General features: G+C 68.2%; 15 protein-coding genes. 8 read left to right on the plus strand and 7 right to left on the minus strand.

Annotated features, from left to right (window positions below; all coding sequences use genetic code 11):
* The first annotated feature begins 173 nt into the window (after positions 1-173).
* The 3 genes from ON19_RS01025 to ON19_RS01035 all read left to right on the plus strand — a co-directional run bounded on the left by ON19_RS01025 (position 174) and on the right by ON19_RS01035 (position 4,298).
* Positions 174-3,530 (plus strand): arabinosyltransferase domain-containing protein, encoded by a 3,357-nt coding sequence (locus ON19_RS01025; RefSeq protein WP_043684896.1) that lies wholly within the window; start codon positions 174-176, stop codon positions 3,528-3,530.
* 136 nt (positions 3,531-3,666) lie between these two features.
* Positions 3,667-3,885, plus strand: coding sequence for a type II toxin-antitoxin system CcdA family antitoxin (locus ON19_RS01030; RefSeq protein ID WP_051168409.1), 219 nt, complete (start codon positions 3,667-3,669; stop codon positions 3,883-3,885).
* A complete protein-coding gene (locus ON19_RS01035) occupies positions 3,882-4,298 on the plus strand; it encodes a type II toxin-antitoxin system VapC family toxin (protein ID WP_043684902.1) in 417 nt (138 codons plus the stop codon). Before ON19_RS01030 ends, ON19_RS01035 begins: the two co-directional genes overlap by 4 nt.
* 167 nt (positions 4,299-4,465) lie before the next feature.
* Here the strand turns inward: ON19_RS01035 and ON19_RS42760 are convergent, their stop codons facing one another.
* Entirely contained in the window at positions 4,466-4,624 is a 159-nt protein-coding gene (locus ON19_RS42760; RefSeq protein WP_168434190.1) for a hypothetical protein, read from the minus strand.
* 86 nt (positions 4,625-4,710) lie between these two features.
* A complete protein-coding gene (locus ON19_RS01040) occupies positions 4,711-5,112 on the minus strand; it encodes a winged helix-turn-helix transcriptional regulator (protein WP_043684905.1) in 402 nt (133 codons plus the stop codon).
* A 97-nt stretch (positions 5,113-5,209) separates the two neighbouring features.
* Here ON19_RS01040 and ON19_RS01045 point away from each other — a divergent pair, with 97 nt between their 5' ends.
* Positions 5,210-6,133, plus strand: coding sequence for an NADP-dependent oxidoreductase (locus ON19_RS01045; RefSeq protein ID WP_043684908.1), 924 nt, complete (start codon positions 5,210-5,212; stop codon positions 6,131-6,133).
* 56 nt (positions 6,134-6,189) lie between these two features.
* Here the strand turns inward: ON19_RS01045 and ON19_RS01050 are convergent, their stop codons facing one another.
* The 5 genes from ON19_RS01050 to dprE1 all read right to left on the minus strand — a co-directional run bounded on the left by ON19_RS01050 (position 6,190) and on the right by dprE1 (position 15,986).
* Positions 6,190-9,537 (minus strand): arabinosyltransferase domain-containing protein, encoded by a 3,348-nt coding sequence (locus tag ON19_RS01050; RefSeq protein ID WP_051168410.1) that lies wholly within the window; start codon positions 9,535-9,537, stop codon positions 6,190-6,192.
* An 11-nt stretch (positions 9,538-9,548) separates the two neighbouring features.
* Complete coding sequence (locus tag ON19_RS01055) at positions 9,549-11,360, minus strand: glycosyltransferase family protein (protein WP_051168421.1); 1,812 nt, start codon at positions 11,358-11,360, stop codon at positions 9,549-9,551.
* A gap of 214 nt (positions 11,361-11,574) precedes the next feature.
* Positions 11,575-13,635, minus strand: coding sequence for a galactan 5-O-arabinofuranosyltransferase (locus ON19_RS01060; protein WP_083899075.1), 2,061 nt, complete (start codon positions 13,633-13,635; stop codon positions 11,575-11,577).
* Positions 13,636-13,746: 111 nt separating this feature from the next.
* Positions 13,747-14,508, minus strand: coding sequence for a decaprenylphospho-beta-D-erythro-pentofuranosid-2-ulose 2-reductase (gene dprE2, locus ON19_RS01065; protein ID WP_043684915.1), 762 nt, complete (start codon positions 14,506-14,508; stop codon positions 13,747-13,749).
* Positions 14,505-15,986: a decaprenylphosphoryl-beta-D-ribose oxidase gene (dprE1, locus tag ON19_RS01070; RefSeq protein ID WP_043684918.1), complete on the minus strand. Its 1,482-nt coding sequence runs from the start codon at positions 15,984-15,986 to the stop codon at positions 14,505-14,507. Before dprE1 ends, dprE2 begins: the two co-directional genes overlap by 4 nt.
* 117 nt (positions 15,987-16,103) lie before the next feature.
* Between dprE1 and ON19_RS01075 the strand changes: the two genes are divergently transcribed.
* From ON19_RS01075 to ON19_RS01090, 4 genes are all read left to right on the plus strand, one after another.
* Positions 16,104-16,631 (plus strand): GtrA family protein, encoded by a 528-nt coding sequence (locus ON19_RS01075; protein WP_083899076.1) that lies wholly within the window; start codon positions 16,104-16,106, stop codon positions 16,629-16,631.
* A 438-nt stretch (positions 16,632-17,069) separates the two neighbouring features.
* The gene (locus ON19_RS01080; RefSeq protein ID WP_043684921.1) at positions 17,070-18,317 is read left to right on the plus strand and encodes a type VII secretion target; all 1,248 of its coding nucleotides are present in this window, start codon (positions 17,070-17,072) and stop codon (positions 18,315-18,317) included.
* The gene (locus ON19_RS01085; RefSeq protein ID WP_051168411.1) at positions 18,314-18,802 is read left to right on the plus strand and encodes a hypothetical protein; all 489 of its coding nucleotides are present in this window, start codon (positions 18,314-18,316) and stop codon (positions 18,800-18,802) included. Before ON19_RS01080 ends, ON19_RS01085 begins: the two co-directional genes overlap by 4 nt.
* Positions 18,732-19,445 carry a DUF3558 family protein gene (locus tag ON19_RS01090; protein ID WP_083899078.1) on the plus strand — a complete coding sequence of 238 codons (714 nt, stop codon included), beginning with the start codon at positions 18,732-18,734 and terminating at the stop codon, positions 19,443-19,445. The genes ON19_RS01085 and ON19_RS01090 overlap by 71 nt, the downstream gene beginning before the upstream one ends.
* The last annotated feature ends 18 nt before the right edge of the window (positions 19,446-19,463 follow it).

Genomic DNA, 19,463 nt, shown 5'->3' on the forward strand with positions numbered 1-19,463 from the left:
GTCATCGGTCAGCACTACGGGGTCTGTTGGCCGCCCACAGCGGCTTCCGGGCGACAATTTCCGGCCCGTTGGCACAACATTCTGGCAGTCCGCTCCGAACATACTGAGGACCCGGGATTTCTCCCGGCCACGCGCCGCCCGCGCGGACAGACGGGCAGATAGCATTGCCAACCGTGCCCGACGCCGCTACCGCTGTTCTGACGAAACCCCCCGCCGCCCCGGTGGTGACCCGGAACGATTTCCGCACCGCCCGGCTCATCGCACTGGTCGCCGGGTTGCTCGGCGCGCTGTTCGCACTGGCGACGCCGTTCTTGCCCGTCACGCAGACCACGGCGGTGCTGAACTGGCCGCAGGGTGGGACGCTCGGCAACGTTCAGGCGCCGCTGATGTCGCAGGTCCCGATCGACCTGAAGGCGACGATCCCGTGCGAGACGATCGCCCAGCTGCCCGAGCGGGGCGGCATGCTGCTGGCTACCGCGCCGCCGCAGGGCGACCGGGCCGCGCTGGAGGCCCTGTTCGTGCGGGTCTCGGAGACCTCGGTGGACGTGATCGACCGCAACGCGGTCGTGGTGTCCGCCGACCGCAGCCGCATGGGCGAGTGCACGTCGCTGAGCATCAGCTCGGACAGCGAACGCACCTACGGCGTGTTCAACGGGCTCACCAAGCAGGTGGAGCGGCCGGTCGAGGGTGCGGCGCCCGGGGCGAGCGAGATGGTCACCGTACCGGTGGAGGGGCAGCTGAGCGGCGATCTGCGGCCCCAGGTGGTCGGAGTGTTCTCCGATCTGAAGGGCGCGGCGCCCGCCGGACTGGCGTTCGACATGACGGTCGACACCCGGTTCTCCTCGAGCCCGACCGCGATCAAGCTGATCGCGATGATCGCGGCCGTGCTGTGCACCTTGATCGCGCTGGCGGCGCTGGCCCGTCTGGACAGCAGTGACGCGCGCGGACACCGCCGGTTCCTTCCGGCGAACTGGCTGAAGCCGACCTGGGCGGACGGCGCGGTGGTCGGCACGCTGCTGCTGTGGCACTTCGCGGGCGCGAACACCTCCGATGACGGCTACATCCTCAGCATGGTGCGGGTGGCACCGCACGCGGGCTACATGGCCAACTACTTCCGCTGGTACGGCGTGCCGGAGGCGCCGTTCGGCTGGTACTACTACGTGATCGAGGTCTTCGCGGAAATCTCGACGGCCAGCCCCTGGGTGCGGTTGCCCGCGCTGGCCTGCGCGATCCTCTGCTGGCTGGTGATCAGCCGGGAGGTCGTGCCCCGCCTCGGCCGCGGCGTGCGCACCAGCAAGGTGGCGCTGTGGACCGGCGGACTGGTGTTCCTGGCGTTCTGGCTGCCGTTCGACAACGGTCTGCGCTCGGAGCCGATCGTCGCGCTCGGCGCCCTGCTGACCTGGGTATCGATCGAACGGGCCATCGCGACCGGTCGCCTGCTGCCCGCCGCGGTGGCCATCCTGGTGGCGGCGTTCACCCTGGCGGCCGCGCCGACGGGCCTGATGTGCGTGGCGGCGCTGCTGGCCGGCATCCGTCCACTGGTGCGCATCGTGGTGCGCAAGCATCGGCGGTTCGCGGCGCTGGGCGCCGGGCGGTGGGGCTCGACGCTGCCGCTGCTCGCCCCGATCGCCGCGGCCGGTGTGCTCGTGCTGACGGTGGTCTACAGCGACCAGACCTTCGCGGGCATCCAGGAGGCCAACCGGGTGCGTCAGGTGACCGGGCCGAACCTGGCCTGGTACGAGGACTACCTGCGCTATTACTACCTGTTCGTGGAGACGGTCGACGGCTCGCTGTCGCGCCGTTTCGCCTTCCTGGTGATGCTGCTGTGCCTGTTCACCACCATGCTGGTGCTGCTGCGGCGCAGGCAGGTCCCCGGCATCGCGAGCGGGCCGACCTGGCGGCTGATGGGCGTGGTCTTCGGGACGATCTTCTTCATGATGTTCAACCCGACCAAGTGGACCCACCACTTCGGCGCCTACGCGGGCATCGCGGGCTCGCTGGCGGCGGTCACCGCGGTCGCGGTCTCGGCGAGCGCACTGCGGGCCCGCAAGAACCGGGCGATCTTCCTGGCCGGGTTGCTGTTCGTGCTGGCGGTGGCGTTCTCCGGGATCAACGGCTACTGGTACGTGTCCAGTTTCGGCGTGCCGTGGTTCGACAAGCGGATCTCGCTGCACGGCTACCAGTCGAACACCGTCATGCTCGCGCTGTTCGGCCTGGCGCTTGCACTGGTCGGCTGGTACGCGCTGCGCGAGGACTACACCAGGCCGCAGCCGTCCGCGAAGACGGCGCGCGGCAGACGGATCCGCCGGTTCGCCGCGATCCCGCTGACCGTGGTCGCCGCGCTGATGGTCGCGCTCGAGGTGCTCTCACTGGTCAAAGGCGCGGCCTCGCAGTACCCGGCCTATTCGCTGGCCCGGTCGAACATCGATGCGCTCGGCGGCAGCACCTGCGGCCTGGCCAACGACGTGCTGGTGGAGCCGGACCCGAACGGCGGCAGGCTGGAGCCGATCATCGATCCGGTCCGTCCGGTGACCGATCCGCTGGCGGGCGTCGATTCGGTCGGATTCGACCCGAACGGCGTGCCCGACGATCTGTCCGCCGACAGCGTCGAGGTGAAGCCGGGCACCGGCAACACCTCCACCCAGTCGGTGGGCGCTGCGTTCGCGGAGGGGGAGAGCGCGGGCACCGGCGGTGGTCAGGGCGCACTCGGCGTCAACGGCTCCACGGTCGCCCTGCCGTTCGGCCTCGACCCGGCGACCACGCCGATTCTCGGCAGCTACCAGAACGGTATGCAGCAGCCCGCGAACGTCACCTCGAGCTGGTACCAGCTGCCCGCCCGTTCGGACGACAAGCCGCTGGTGGTGATCTCGGCCGCCGGTCGCATCCTCTCCTTCGACGACACCGGCGCGATGAAGTACGGCCAGTCGCTCACCGTGGACTACGGCAAGCACCTGCCCGACGGCACCGTGCAGAAGCTCGGCACCTACCTGCCGCGCGACATCGGCCCCTTCCCGTCCTGGCGCAACCTGCGGGTGCCGCTGGACGAGATCGCCCCGGACGCCGACGCGGTGCGCATCGTCGCCAACGACCCGATCCTGATCGGGGACCAGTGGCTGGCGTTCACCCCGCCGCGGATGCCGAAGTTGCAGACGCTCAACAGTCTGCTCGGCTCCCAGCAGCCGATCCTGCTGGACTGGGCGGTGGGCCTGCAGTTCCCGTGCCAGCGGCCGTTCGACCACGAGAACGGCGTGGCCGAGGTGCCCGGCTACCGCATCCTGCCGGACCGTCCGCTGGCGATCAGCTCGACGAACACCTGGCAGGCCGAGGAATTCGGTGGCCCGCTCGGCTTCGCGCAGATGCTGGCCAAGTCGACCACGGTGCCCACCTACCTGAAGCACGACTGGGCGCGCGACTGGGGCTCGCTGGAGCGCTACGACCAGTACGACCGCAACGCGGTCCCGGCGAAGCTGGACACCGGCACCGCAACGCGCTCCGGCTTCTGGTCCCCGGGCAACCTGCGGGTGTTCTGATCGGTTCCGCCCGAACACGGTGCCGTCGCGTAGGAGAAGACCTGCGCGACGGCCCTGCGGATCTCTCGTCGCGCAGCCCCTATCCGTCGCATCACACGATGCGTTCTATACACACATGAGTGTGTATATTTGTCGTATGACCAGGCTCAACGTTTACGTCCCCGATGAGTTGGCTGAGCGCGCCCGTGAGCGGGGGCTCAACGTGTCTGCGCTGACCCAGGCCGCGATTCTCGCGGCACTCGAAAAGAGCGCGACGTCGGCTTGGCTGGCTGAGTTCGACGACGACCGCCCCGAGGTCTCGCACGAGGCCGTTCTTGCCGCCATCGATTCGGCGCGGGATGAGTTCGGCCGGTGACCGATTCCGAACAGATCGTTCTGGATGCCAGCGCGATGGTCGACATCCTTGTGCGCAATGACCGCACGGCCGCTGTGATCACGAGAATCACGACGACAGTCATGCATGTCCCGGCACACTTCGACGCCGAAGTCCTGTCCGCACTCGGGCGACTGAACCGAGCGGGCGACTTGACCGATGACGACGTCGAGACCGCACTGAGCCGCCTCGCCCGCGCACCACTGACCCGGCATCCGCTTCTGAACCTGACCAAAGGTGCTTGGGCTCGGCGCGCTGCGATCAGGCTGACCGATGCGCTCTATGTCGAGCTCGCCGAACAACTGGACATGCCGCTGATCACCACGGACGGACGCCTCGCTCGAGCATCCTCGCGTGCCGAAGGAATCCGCGCCGCGGCGGAACTCCGCGAATAGCCGCAGCGCGGGACCCCCGGCGGTGAGTTTGTCACGCAGCCGGGCGACGGAATCGTGCAGATCGAGCGGTACCGGCTTTCCGAAGGGCCTGCACATACAGGGCCGCCGCGCAGGTAGGAATCCTGCGCGGCGGCCCTGCCGTTCGTTTACCGGTGCGGAACCGGGGCTCAGACCTTCAACCGAAGACCGAGCTCGCGCCGGAGCACCTCTTGCGAAGGGAGGCGGCCGAGCACGCGCAGCACCGCAGGCCGCAGCTCCCGTTGTTCCTCTTCGCTGAGCAGTCCGACAAGATCGCGCAGATCCATTTCATCGAATGCCGTTGTCATGGAAATCAGATTAAGGCCAGGAGCCCGATTCGTCCTGCGATGCTTCGCCACAGGTGGGAGCATATTTTTCAGACCGGACAACCGGTTTACTGCCCGGTGCTGTCGTAGCGCTCCCGCGCGGCGATCACATCGTCCATGCGCGTCTCCGCCCAGGCTTTGACGGCGCTCATGACCGGTTGCAGGCTGTGCCCGAGCGGAGTGAGTTCGTAGTCGACTCGGACCGGCACTTCCGCGGTGATCCGCCGCTCCACCAAGCCGTCGCGTTCCAGGCCGCGCAGCGTCTGGGTGAGCATCTTGGGGCTCACGCCCGCGATGACCCGATTCAGCTCGGCGTAGCGCAGTGGGCCGTCGGCGAGCGCGGCCAGCACGAGGCTCACCCACTTGTCGCTGATCCGGTCCAGCAGCTGTCGCGTCGGGCACTCGGCGATATATGCGTCGTACCGCTGTTTGGCCAGGTCGCGGCGCTGCGCCGCGGTTGTTGTCGCCATCGGAGTACCTCGCTACCTCTAACGCACTTTCGGGTAACTACTACCCAACGGATAGTACTACTTCTAGGTTGGGTGATGTCCTAGAGGAAGGAATGTCATGCGTGCAGTAGTGGTCCGTCACCCCGGTGTGGTGGAGATCCTGGAAGTGCCGACCCCGCAGCCCGGCCCGGGCACGATCCGCATCGCGGTCGCGGCGGCGACGGTGAACCCGGTGGATCTGATGGTGCGCGCGGGCGTCGGCGGCACGCCGTTCGCCGCGCCGCGTGACCGGTGGGGCGTCGGCTGGGACGTCGCGGGGACGGTGGACGCGATCGGCGCGGGCGTCACCGAATTCACCATCGGGCAGGCCGTGATCGGCATCAGCGACCGGCTCGACGTCTCGCTCGGCGCCCAGGCGGACTACGTGGTCCTGGAGGCCGGAAATGTCGCGCCTGCGCCGGTTTCGGTCTCGCCGGTGCAGGCGGCCACCATTCCGCTCAACGGTCTCACCGCCGTCCAGGCGCTCGACGCGCTGGATCTCGCGTCCACCGACACGCTGCTGGTCACCGGCGCGGCAGGTGCCGTCGGTGGCTTCGCCGTCGAACTCGCCGCGCTGCGCGGGCTGCGGGTGATCGCCTCCGCCTCTCCCGCTGACGAGAACGCGGTCCGTGCGCTCGGCGCCACCGATTTCGTCCCGCGCCACGCGTCGCTCCCGGAGGCCGTACGCGCCTTGATTCCGGGCGGAGTGGACGCCGCCCTGGACGCCGCCGCACTCGGCCCCGAGACGCTCGCCGCAGTGCGCGGCGGCGGGCGTTTCGTTTCCATCAGCGTCCCGAACACCCCGATCCCGCTGCGCGGCACCGACGTACGCACGGTCCTGGTCCGCGCCGACCGAGCGCAACTCGACCAACTCGTCGCTCACGTCGACGCGGGCGAACTCACTCTCCGTGTAGCCGAAACACTCCCCCTCACCTCCGTAGAAGCCGCCCAGAAACGCCTAGCGGCAGGCGGCCTCCGCGGCCGCCTCGTCCTCATCCCCTGACATCGGCCGTGAGTGGCACATAGCCACCATGTGCCACTCACGGATGATCTGCGCGGTCAGCGGATGCGGATAGGGGTGTCGGTGGCGAGGCCGTTGGTGGTTTGGACGGTGATGTCGATGGTGGCGGGGGCGGTGCTGGGCGGGTAGGGGGTGAATTTTTCGAGGGAGCCCCAGTCGCGGGTCCAGTCGTGGTCGAGGTAGCTGGGGACGGTTTGGGATTTCAGCAGGAGGCCGGTCCAGCCGAGGGGGCCGCCGCCGATGTCGTCTTGCCAGGCGTTGGAGGCGTCGGAGCCGACCCGGTCGGGCAGGATGCGCCACCGCGGGATCTCCGCGACGCCGTCCTTGTGGTCGAACGGACGCTGGCACGGGAACGCCAGGCCGACGTGCCAGTCGAGCAGCACCGGATCCTGCGACCCCACCACGGAATTCAGCGTCGTCAGCTTGGGCAGCCGGGGCGGGGTCACGGCCAGCCACTGCTTGGGCGTGATGTCGTTGTCGATCGCGACCAGCCGCACCGCGTTCACTTCCACGGGCAGTTGATCCAGCGGCACCCGCAGGTTGCGCCAGGACGGCGCGGGGCCGATGTCCAGCGGATCGATCGAGCCGAGCGTGCTGACCTCGCCGTCCGCGCCCCGGACGCCGTACTCCAGGTGCAGTTCCTGTCCGTAGGTGAGCACACCGTCGGCGTCGATCGAGCGGATCCGGCCCGCCGCGGTGATCGCGAGCACCTGGTAGGCGGGGTCGTGGCGCATGCTGTCGGTCAGATCGAGGCCGTACCACTGGGTGGTCAGCTTCGCCTGCTGCTGCTCGCCCTCCTGGTAGCTACCGAGCACCGGGGTCTTCGCCGGGTCCAAGCCGAACGGCAGCGCGACCGTGCTGCCGTTGATGCCCGCCTGCTCGGTGGTGCCGCCGCCGGTGCCCGCGCCGGTGGTCTTGGTCGTCTTGTTCTCGGAGTCCTTGTCCACCGAGTTCGCGCCGCCGGTAACCGTCTCCTCGGCGTCGGCAGTGAGGTCGCCCGCGACCCCGTTCGGGGTCCAACCCTTGTTCTGCGCGGCCAATCCGTCCGCGGGCGATCCGGTGACGGGTTGCAGGAGCGAATCGGCGGTGTCGGTCTCCACCAGCACCTCGTTCGCCAGCGCGCACGAATCCCCGCGCATCGATTCCACGTTCGACTTGGTGATCGAGTAGGCGGGGTACTGCGTGGCCGCGGCCTTGGCCAGCGAGGCCACCTCGAAGATCACCAGCAGTGCGGCGGCGACGGTGAGCGGCGCCGAGGCCCACCGGTCGAAACGCCGTGGCGTCCCGCCGCTCTCGCGCCGGTACGGCTCGCGGTAGTGCAGCCAGATGGCGATCAGCAACGCGACGCCGCTGAGTCCGAGGAACAGCGTGGACAGCCCCTTACCCGCGAGCAGCGGAGCCTTGTCCCACCACGGGACACCGTAGCTGGACACGTACCACCACCCGTTGGAGCCGGTGAAGGTCACGGCGAGCAGGAACAGCACCGCGGCGGCGAACAGCGCGCGGTTGCGGGATGAGCGAATGCCGGTGGTGCCCACCGCGACCGCCGCCAGCGCGGCCAGCGATCCGGCCAGTCCGGCGTACACACCGAAGTGGTGGGTCCATTTGGTGGGGGTGAACATCATCAGGAACAGCGACGCGAACACGATGCCGAGAATGCGCACCGAAGGACCGCGCGAGGTGCCGGGAATCCGCCCCTTGCGCAGCACTTGCAGCACACAGACCAGCAGGCACAGCAGCATCACCAGCACGCCGAAGCGCCGCGCCAGCGAACCGTCGGGCGAGAGCATGAGCAGCGAATCCCAGCGGGTGCGCTCGTCGAACCACGCGACGTTCGGGCCGACGATCGTGCGGACCCGGGTGGCTTCCAGCACCGTCGCCAGCGTCTGGTCGGCGAAGATCACCACGAGCACCAGCGTGCCCGCGGCCAGACCCGGTGCGAGCAGCGCGGCGAACCGGAACGCCGTGGCGGCCCGGGACGGCTTGCGCACGTCCGCGGGGGCGTTCACCGCGGCCGCGGCTTCGGCGGAGCCCGCGGCGGCCGCGTCCGCGTCGGGCCCGGTGCGGGCCGGGACGACCCCGCGGGCACGTTTGACGATGATCAGCAGCACCGGTCGGGAGCCTGCGATCAGCGCCGCGATGCAGATCAGGCCGGTGGGACCTGCCGCGAGCGAGAACGCGGCGATCAGGACGGCCACCGCGGCGGGCAGCAGTCGTCCGGTGGCGATGGCGCGTTCGATCGAGCACCAGGTGAGCAGCGCGCCCGCCGCGATGAGCGGCTCGGGGCGCAGACCGTTGTCGTAGGGCAGCCAGAACGCGAGGAACACCAGTCCCGCCGTCCACAGCGCCACCTTGTTGCGCCGTACCCGGGCGCCCAGGCGCGGCAGCACTTCCCGGCTGATCACCAGCCAGCAGACGACGCCGGCCAGCAGGGTGGGCAGCCGCATCCACAGGCTGGCGTCGGAGACCCGGGCCATCCAGGCCAGCACCTCGTAGGACCAGCCGAACGGGGCCTCGGGCACCGCGAACCAGCGGTAGTAGTTCGCCATGTAGCCCGCGTGCTCGGAGGCGCGCGCCATGTTCAGGATGTAGCCGTCGTCGGAGGTGTTCGCCCCGATGACGTGCCACAGCGCCAAGAGGCCGAGCACCGCGCCGTCCGCGGGAGTGACGCGCCACCAGTGGGCGGGCAGGAAGCGCCGCGGTTTGCGCCCGTCGGTGGTGTCCAGCAGATGCAGTGCGACCAGTGCGATCAGCGTGAACACGGCGGCGGCGATCACGGCGGCCAGCTTCAGCGGCGTCGGCGTCGAGGAGAAACGCGAGTCGATGTCCGCGTGCACCTGCGCCCCGGCAAGCCGGCTTGCGTCCAGATCGGTGAACACTCCCACCATCTGCGGCCGGATGTCCCGGCCGACGGTGGACCGGAACGGCGTGCCGTCCTGCCGGGTCACTCCGGTCAGTTCAGCGGTCGTCGCGGCGGCGTCCGATTCGACGCGGATCGTCGCGCAGGAGCCGATCTCGGACAGCGGCGCCGACAGCAGCGGGATGTCCCGCAGCACCACCGAGAGGACGCCGTCGCCGACCGAGACCACCAGTCCCTTGGTCGCCGCCTGGCCGGAGGACACCGGAGCGGTGGACAGCAGCATGCCCGTCGCGCCGAGTTCTCCCACCAGCGAGCAGGGCAGCGTCGCGCGCAACCGCAGCGGCTCGTAGGACACCAGCGGCGCCGCGACGCTCGCGGGGCCCGGCTGAGGCCAGTCCAGGCTCGCCCGGTCCTGCCGCACCGGCAGCAGCGGGGTCAGCAATGCCAGCAGGAATCCGAGAAGCCCGGAGAGGAGGGCGATCAAGCGGATACGGGTGAACGCTCGAGTAGATCGGTCCGGTCGCACGGTGGTTGATGCTAGCTACCGTCCGGTGTGATGCCGACTGCCCCCGACGACCGCAGCGTATGAACGTCCCACAACCAGACGTCCTCGACCCGGGTGGGCGCGAAGCCGAGCAGCTGCGTGACGGTTTCGCGAAGCACCTCGCCGTTCTTCGTCGCAGGCAGCACCAGCACGTCGGCCTGCCAGAACCGCAGGTCCGTCAGCGCGCGGGTGCGCACGTCGGCGTCGATCGGGGGGACCACCCCGGTGTCCTGCGCCTGCACCAGCAGTGCGGTGGTCGGGCGGGTCTCGGGGCCGTAGATCCCTTTCTTGGTCGTACCGGTAGGGCCGACGAAGTAGCCACCGGCCAGCGGGAAGGAGAAACCGGCGTCGGCCTGCCAGCGCAGCGCCCGCGCGTCGGGCGGCCGGGGCGGCGGCACCATCACCACCGAGCCGTCGCCGACATAATCGCGGACAGTGCCGCCGGCGAAGAAATCCGGTGTCGGCGCCCGCTCCACGACGGGGAGGATGGTCGGGGTCAGCGGCAGCAGCGCGCAGATGACGGCGGCGAACCACGCGAGCGGCTTCCAGTCCACCGCCGACTGCGTCCAGGTGGTCACCGCCCGTTCGGTGGCCAGCGCGAGCACCACCGCGATGGCCGGGATCGCGGCCATGCTGAGCCTGCTCTCCAGCACGGTGTTCAGCAGCGGCACCTGTTCGGCCCAGCGCCAGGGCAGTTCGACGCCGGTCGGCCGCTTGCCGATCGTGGCGACCGCGCCCAGCGACAGCACGCCGAAGACGGCGATCACCACCCCCGCAGCCCGCACGACGCGGTCGCGCCACAGCAGTCCCACCGTGAACACCACCAGAAGCAGCAGCGGCCAGCCGAAGTAGGCGTTCTGCTCGGTCGGGTTGATCGCCACGTTCTCGCCGGGCGCGAATACCCCGCCCAGCGATTCGGAGGGGAACTGCACCAGCGCTCGCAGGTCGTTGCCCATCGGCCCGTGGTCGATCGAGCGATAGCTCTGTGGTCCGAAGAACTGCCACCACAGCGGAATCTCGGTGAGCGCCAGCGTGATCACCGCGGCCAGCAGCAGCGTCGGGGCGAGCGCCCGCGTCACACGCAGTGCGATGCCGGGAACATGCAGGTAGTAGACGAGCGCGAACAGTCCGAACGCGAGGGCGAAGATCAACAACGGTTCCTCGCCGAGCGCGATCTGCAGGGCCACCAGCAGACCGAGGGTGACGGCATCGCGCACCCGTCCGCGCGGACGGTCCGGTTCCGCCGCGGCGGCTCGCCGCGCCATCCAGATCAGCCGGCCCGCGATGATCGGAAGCAGCAGCAACACGACGAAATTCGGGTGCGCGTTGGCGTGCGAGATCATCCCGGGCGCGAAACCGCAGAACAGGCCGCCGATCACCGCCGCGACCCGGGAACGGACGAGCGTACGGGCGAACAGCCGATACCAGGCGAACGCGGTCCCGGCCAGACCGACGGTGAGCACGAGCACGAACGTGACGGTGGGGCCGAACAGCAGGGTGACCGGTGTCAGCGGCACGCCGACCCCGAACATGGCCGTGTTGGCCATCATGTTCACTCCGGCCGGGAAGTTCTGCAGATCGGTGCCGAGCGGATTCCGCAACGTGGCCACCGAGTGCGCGGTGACCGCGAAGAACCACTCCCACATCGTCTGGTCCTGACCGCTCTTGATCAGGTATCCGCTGCCGGTGTCGCGCCACTGACCCGACAGCACCGTCGCGGCCAAGGCCAGGTAGCCCATGCCGACGAGCAGATCGGCGCCACCGACCCGAAAACTCCGGCGCGTGCGCGTGGGGCTGCTGAGCACTCCGGTCGCCGTCGTCTCCCTCGTCGCGACTGCGACCGCCGCCGATTCCGCCTGTTCGCCGGTATCGACGTCCTGTGCCCATGCCACCTGCGCATCACTCCTCGCCAGCGCTGAATCAGCCGCCTTCCGTACCAACCACGCTGTGCGCGGACCGACAAACGAAAGGGTTATCCATTCGGCGCGAGTTCAATCACCCGTGTTCGGGTGAGATCGCTCAGCGGTGCACGGTGATGAGGGTGAACGGCCCGATGTCGGTGGTCGTGAAACGCGGGTCGGCGAACAGTTCCTTGGGGAAGCTGATCGAATAGCGCGCCACGTTCGGGTCGTTCGGGTAGACGTCCTTGGCCAGCCGCAGCGTGTAGGCGTCGCCGCTGCGCCGGAACAGGAACGCGTCCGGCGCGCGCCACGGGCTCGTCGCCAGGGCGTCGAGCAGTTCCTGCGGCGTCTTCAGTTCGCTCCAGCGCTCGATGGCCGCCGCCCGGCCTGCGAAGTCGGCAAGCGGGTTGGCGTAGTGCGAGGTGAGGGCCTGGAAGCCGAAGTAGGGATAGAAGGAGAGGAAGCTGGTGTCGGCGGTGAGCACCACTGTGTCCGAGCGCGGCCGTCCGGTCTGCGCGGTGAGCGCCGCGTCCACCTCGTCGAAGTGCGATACCGCCGAAACGCCCCGCTCGTCGGCTCGGTTTCCATCGCCGTCGGTATCGGTGTAAGCGGTGGTGATCTCCGGCGCCAGGACGTGCGGGATGTCCTGCGTGAAGGCCAACGCGCCGATCGTCGCGACGACGATCGCGACGAGCCGGAACCGGGCGGGCTCGTTCAACGCCTGGTAGATCGCCCGCGCACCCTCCACGAACCCGAACGCGCCCGCCACCGACAGCAGCACCAGCAGCACCGGCTCCAAGCGGAACGACAGCAGTGTGGTGCCCGCGGCGGTCGCCGCCATGGACAGCAGCGTCCACAGGTAGATCGCCGCCACACCGATCCCCAGCGCCTGCGCCCGTCGCGACGACGCGGTGCGCAACACCAGCCAGATCGTGCCGATCAGGCACAGCGCGCCGAGCAGTGAGAAGTGGAACATCGGAAGCGGCAGCTCCGCTCCCGCTTCCGGCAGATAGTGCAGGGCGGTTCCGGAACTCGCCGTGGTGCTGCGCAGCGCCTTCGCCAGATACGGTCCCCACACGATGAGTGCGACCAGGCCGGAGAGCGCTGCGATCACAAACAGCCGCGTCAGCGGCGGGACAGCCGCGCGCCAGGCGGGACGGCCGGCGTCCACGGCCTCGCGGGTACGGCGTGGATGGTTCGTACGGCGCTGTCGACCGACCGCGAGCACGGCCGACAGCAGACCCATCAAGGCCACCGCGAAGGCGGCCACCAGGAAATAGAGGGTGTAGAAGGTGGCTGCCCAGCCGAGGAACAGCCCGGTGCCGACGACCGCGCCCCATCCGCCCGCAGTGCGGTGCTCGGCCGACCCCGATCGCACGTCCTCCAGGGGCCGGTACAGCGCGCCCCAGGCGAGCACGAGCGCGGGCGGAAGCAGCAGCACGATGACGGCGCTGTAGGCCTCGGGCGCGGCGTAGGCCAGCGTGACCGCCGTGCTCGCCGCCGCGACGCCCACGGCCCAGTCCGCGCGGATCAGCTTCGACCACAGCACCAGGGCGACGACCGCGGCCACCGCGAGGAAGCCGATCGCGTACGGCTTGAACACCTCCCAGCCGTCCATGCCGAGCAGGTTCGCCACCCGCCCGCCGATCCAGAACCAGCCCGCGGGATAGAACGACGGCAGATCCGCGTACGTCATGTCGCGCAGCGCGGCGGAATCGGTGAGCCGGGTGAGGAATTCGGTGCGGAACTCCTGATCCACCGAGACGCCGAACAGGTACAGCTTCGTCGCCGCCAGCGGCATGCCGAGGGTGAACGTGACGAACGTCGAAAGACCGACCCAGGAAAGCAGTTTCGCCGCCCAGGGCCACTTGTGCAGCCGCAGCAGCGCGATGGCGACCGCGAGCAGCACCGCCGCGCCGACCTGCCCCACCGTGGTCAGCGCCCGCGTCACGTTGGAGGAGTTGAAGGCGGGCCACTGCACCATCGAGAACGCGACGAGCCCGACGGCGGCCACCGCCGCGGCCACGAGGGCGGCGAGCGCGGCCTCACCGACTCCGGAGGCGATCTGCCGCACCACGAGCGCCTTCCGCCCCGGCGCCGGGGCCGGATCGACGGGACGCGGCGGCGCTTCGCCGGTCGCGGTCGCCGTGCTCAACGGACCGCTCCGCGCATGTCGCATCGGGTTACTCGCATGGCGCCTCCGAGTTCACAGGATCCACTCCGTCAGACGATAGGTGCCCGCGCGATCACCGATCACGCGGGCACTGGGTCCGAGCTCGTTCGCCGAAGGTCAGATCGGCAGTCTGCGGAAAATCGAGCGCGGAATGTGCCGCAGGACCATCATCACGTAGCGGAAGGTGCCCGGCGCCCAGACCAGTTCCTTCCCCTTCTGCGACGCCGACACCGCCAGCACCGCGATGTCTTCCTTGTCGACGGTGAGCGGAGCCTCTTTGACGTGCGCGGAGAACCTGGTCCGCACCATGCCGGGCCGGATCACCAGCACGCGGGGCCCGTGCGGGCGCAGCGCTTCGCCGAGTCCGAGGTAGAAGCCGTCCAGGCCGGCCTTGGTCGACCCGTAGACGAAGTTCGAGCGGCGCACCCGTTCACCGGCGACGGAGGACAGGGCGATGATCCGCCCGAAGCCCTGCGCCTTCATCTTCTCGCCGACCAGGACGCCGACCGACACCGCCGCGGTGTAGTTGACCTGGGCCACCAGCACCGCCTTGCGCTGGTTCTGCCACAGCTCTTCGGCGTCGCCGTCGAGCGCGAAGGCGACGATGGCGACGTCCACGTCACCGGAGTCCCACGCCGCGTCGATCACCTTGGCGTGGCCGTCGGTGTCGAGCGCGTCGAAATCGATGACCTCGACCTCGCTCGCGCCCGCGGCCTTCATCTGGGCGACCGCGTCCTCACGCAACGGATCACCGGGCAGCGCCGCGAGGGTGATGCGCGCGGGGCCCTTCTTCAGGTACTCCGCGCAGATCGCCAAGCCGATCTCCGAGGTGCCACCCAGCAGCAGAATCGACTGCGGGTTGCCAACGGCATTGATCACTGCAGCTCCAGCCTTCTCGCCATATCGGACATGAAAACACCGGTGGGATCGACGCTGCGGCGGACCTTGATCCAGTCGTCGATCCGGGGGTACATCTTGTGGAAGGTCTCGGCGGTGGTCCGCGAATCCTTCGCGGTGTACAGCCGCCCGCCGAACTCGAGCACCCGCCGGTCCAGTTCGCCGACGAGCTCGTTGAGGCCCGGCTTGATCGGGAAGTCGACGCAAATGTTCCAGCCCGGCATCGGGAAGCTCAGCGGGGCCTGGTTCCCCGGGCCGAACAGCTTGAACACGTTCAGCGCGGAGTAGTGCCCGGACGCCTGGATGTCGACGATGATCCGCTTGAACTCCTCGACCGCCTCGGTCGGCACCACGAACTGGTACTGCAGGAAGCCGTTGGAGCCGTAGCCGCGATTCCACTCCGCGATCATGTCCAGCGGGTGATAGAACTGCGTCAGGTTCTGCACCTTGCCGGTGTAGTTGCCGCCCATCCGGTAGTACGCCTCGCCGATGGACATCAGCGTCAGCTTGTTCATCGTCCAGTTCGGGAAGATGTCCGGGACGGTCATCAGCTGCGGCGCGTCGAACTTCAACGGCTTGCTGCGCAGCCGCTTGGGTAGCTCGTCGAGCTTCGCGAGCCTGCCCCGGGTGATCGTGGCCCTGCCCAGCTTGGGCAGCGGGCTGATCACGTCGAACCAGGCGCTCGAGTAGGTGTAGTTCGACTCGCTACCGTCGCTGTGCGCGGCGATGGTCTCGTCGAGGGTCGTGGTCTTCACGCCGTCGTTGAGGAAGTAGGCGGTCTCCGTCGGCACCATCTCGATGGTGGCGCGCAGGATGATGCCGGTGAGCCCGTTGCCGCCGACGGTGGCCCAGAACAGCTTGGCGTTGCGCTTCGGCGTGATGTGCTGCACCTGCCCGTCGGCGGTGAGCAGATCGATCGAGCGCACGTGGTTGCCGAAGCTGCCCTCGCTGTGATGGTTCTTGCCGTGGATGTCGGAGGCGATGGCGCCGCCGATGGTCACCTGGCGGGTGCCGGGCAGCACCGGAACCCAGAGGCCGAACGGTAGTGCGGCCTTCATGAGCTGGTCCAGGCTGACGCCGCCGTCCACGTCCACGATCCGGGTGTCACGGTCGATGCGGTGGATGTTGTTCAGCGCGGTCATGTCGACGACCAGGCCGCCTGCGTTCTGCGCGTGGTCGCCGTAGGAGCGGCCGAGGCCGCGTGCGATCACGCCGCGCCGCAGGTGGGCGGGCTTGCCGTCGTTGTCCTCGGCGACCATGGCGACTGCCTTGGCGATCAGTTCGGGATCGCTGGTCGAGAGCACTTCGGAAGAGGTAGGCGCGGTGCGACCCCACCCGGTCAACGTGCGGGTGCGCGTCGGAAGAGTGAACGCGGTACCCGCGGCCGGGTCGTCGTTCGTGACGCCGGCGCCGTTCCCGGTTGTCTTGGTGGCGGTCGGAGCTTTCGTGGACATCGGCATAGAGGCTACAGGTATGACGGCAGATCGGGTCGGGGTCGCTCTACCCATGGGTAGTGACGTACGCGTCGTTCAGCACCGAATCCGCCGCTCGCCCCGCTCGGCGCTACGCTCGTCGGCGTGCAAGCCGAACCCCACCTGCCGCTTCCGGCGGAGTTGCCCCTGGTCGACGAGCCGGGCGGCGCGAGCGACGGGCCCGAAGGAGGCAGCGTGCGTAACCACGCAGGGTCCCGGGAGCGCCGAATCGAACAGAGCACCGAGGTCGACCTCAAGACGCAGATCGTCCGGTTCACCCTGACCGGCGGGTTCTCGGCCGTCGTCGACTATGGGCTCTACAGCCTGCTGCTCAACCTGGTCGGCCTCCCGGTCAGCGTCGCCAAGTCGATCGGCTTCGTGGCGGGCACCACAACGGCCTACCTGATCAATCGGCGCTGGACCTTCCAGGCCCCGCCCAGCCGCGTCCGCTTCTTCGCGGTGGTGGCGCTCTACGCGGTGACCTTCGCGGTGCAGGTCGGCATCAACGCGGTCCTGTACTTCACCCTGCCCGACGAGTGGTGGCGGCAGCCGCTGGCCTTCATCGTCGCCCAGGGCACCGCGACGGTCATCAACTTCGTCGTCCAGCGCTTGGTGATCTTCAAGATCCGCTGAGCGATGAGCGGCCGGTCTCCGCGGCCTGGATGAGCGCCTGGCAACCGCCTGGCTCACCGCGCCCGTTTCGTCAACCGGGCGACTTCGACCGGCGACGTAACGATTGACAGTCGTTTTCAGCGGCCCTAGCATCCTGCCCGGGAGTTACCAGGAGGGGAGTGATCGCTGTGCCGCATGCGGTGAGCAAACCGTCTTGCAGTAGAAGTTGTTGCCGCACAACGGCCCCGGCGGTTGCCGACCGCCGATCGTGGCTGCGTGCGCGTTCATGGACCGGCTGAGGCGCATTCGCGGGCTGCTTCATCAGGCCGCCGAAACAGTCGCCGCGCCCGGCTTTTCCGTCGATGTCGTTCCCGCCACCGTTGGGTCGAGGCGGGCAAGTGTCGACGTCGACAAATCATGAAATCGATCGGCAAGACGAACGAACAGTGAGGAATCAGCGTGGGTGAAACGCTGCTGGCGGAACCCGGCGAAATCGCCGGTCTCGGCAAACTCGTCACGGAGGTCGGCGACGACGCTTCGAAGGCTGCTACATTCGCCGGCGAGCACTGTATGCCTGCCGACTGGCTCCAGGGGCCGATCATCGACCAGTTGATCGCACCGGTCAAAGCGGCGGCCACGGCCACGCAGCAGCGCATGTCCGAAATCGCCACGGCTACGGCATCCACCGGCACGGAACTCAACAAAGCGGCGTGGATGTATCACGATCGAGACCAGAAGAACTACACCGCGCTGAACCAGAATACTTTCAGCGGCCCGGTGGCGCCGGGTACTCCGGTGGCCGCCGATACCGAGGCTCAGGGTTCCACGGCAGCGTACGTCTCTCCGGCCGACTATCCGAAGTCGAAAGCCTTCGAACTGCAGGAACCACAGTCGAACAAAGAGGACACCGTCGGCCTCATCGCCGAGGTGGCTCCCGTTCTCGGTGAAGTCAACGAGTCGATCAAGAGCATCACCCGAACGGCCGGCAATGAAATAGATCCACTCGGAAAGTGCTTGGAGCCGATTCCCGGCAACTGGAGCGAGGTCCGCCGGATCGGCGAGGCGTACAAGGCTGCCGGGAACGGGATGGAGGCTTGCGGAGACAACCTGGAAGCGGGCCTGAAGAAGGTCGATCCGCACTGGAACGGCAAAGCGGCGCTGTCGTTCAACGATTGGGCGACTCGGCAGGTCGCCGCGATGAAATGGGAGGGCCCGGTCGGCCGGATCATCAGCGATGTGCTCGGAGTGGTCGCCGACGAGATCAGGTCGGCTGTCAAGACCATCCTCACCAAGCTGTGGGACATCCTCAACGACCAGATCGACTTCACCAGCGTCAAGGGCATTTTCAAGACGATCGCGAGAAAGATTCCAGCGGTCGGCCAGCTCTACGAGATCGTCAATCTGGGAATCAAGATCTTCGAGATCGTCAAGAAGGCGATAGACCTGGTCGTCGAGATCCAGAAGCTGGTCGATCAGGTCAAGAGACTGCTCGAGTACATCAAAGACCCGATGGGACATCTGAAGGACAGCGCGGAACAGAAGCTGAAGGAGACCATCGCGCCGTTCACCGACAAGTTGGAAAAGGCATCCAAGGCAACTGCGGTCGCAACCGACATATCGAAGATTGCGCAGGTTGATTCGACCTTGAATCGACCGAAGGAATCCTACGAGATCGGATCCGGTGGGCAGCCTTGGGAGGACGCATGACATCGCGGTGGGGGAGCATGCGCGAGCCGAACTTGGACCCCGCGGTGGAAGCGCTCGTCCGCGGCGTCATGAGTGCCGTGGACGACTTGCGAACCGCGCGAATCCAGTTGGAGAACCTCGATGTCTCGGCGCTGTTGCACGAGGTCACCGAAGTGACCGAGGAATTCATGTCGAACCTCGCGGCGGCGCCGGGCGCATCCCCCGCTTTGCAGGCCTACGCTGAACGCGTCCGCGTGGGCGAGTGCCGATGGTGCGACATCGAACAGCTCGCGAGGCCGGTGCCGCCGGAGGTCGCGGAGCTGAAGAACTCCCCTCAGTTCGAGTGGAAGTGGAATCCTGAACCGCCGCCGCCACCGGCACCACCGCCACCCGCCACACCGCCGCCCCCGCTGCGTCGAACGTCTCCGCGTGACGATGTCGTCGGCCCCAGCGACTGGCCCGACGACTTCGACGACTACCCAACCGGGAAGTCGTGGTTGGTTTGATGGCGAAGGCAGGAAAATGAAGCGAGTTCTCACCACTTGCTGCGTTGTGACGGCAGTTGCTGCCGCGCTGGTCGCCTGTTCCGCGGACGACACGAATGACACAACGGCGACTCCGCCGTCATCGACTTCGGTCACTTCGACCCAGTCGATGGTCGCCTCCGTCCCGTCGGCGCCGAGGCAAACGGACTCGAAGAAGCCGGTGCGGTTCGATCCTTGCTTCGAACTGGGCGACGATCTCGTCACCAAAGCCGGATTCGATCCGGCAACGCGCCAGCGATCCTCCGGCGAGCTCGTTACCGACCTCCTGACAGTCATCGGATGTTCCTTCCGTCGAATCGCCGTCGTCGACGGTCAGAAGGCCATCACCGGAAGCGTCACGGTGCATGCGACGAACACGCCCCTGGAGCAGGTCAAGAGTACCGACAAGTACACCGTCTTCGATACCGATGCCGTCGCCGGACGAGAGGCCGCCCTCTACACGGTGTCCGCGCTTCCGGGGAGTTGCTACGCGGCGCTCGAGACCGCGGAGGGAACCTTGGAGGTCGCGGTCGCCGCCGTCCCGGCCGCCGATCCGGTTCCCGCATCCTGCGATCAGATCCGCGAAGTGGCGACAATTTTCGCTACGGCGCTCGGCGACAAGTAGTCGGATTCGCTGTGTGGC

Origin of the sequence: Nocardia abscessus NBRC 100374, from assembly GCF_000308455.1 — a bacterium.
Lineage (GTDB): Bacteria > Actinomycetota > Actinomycetes > Mycobacteriales > Mycobacteriaceae > Nocardia > Nocardia abscessus.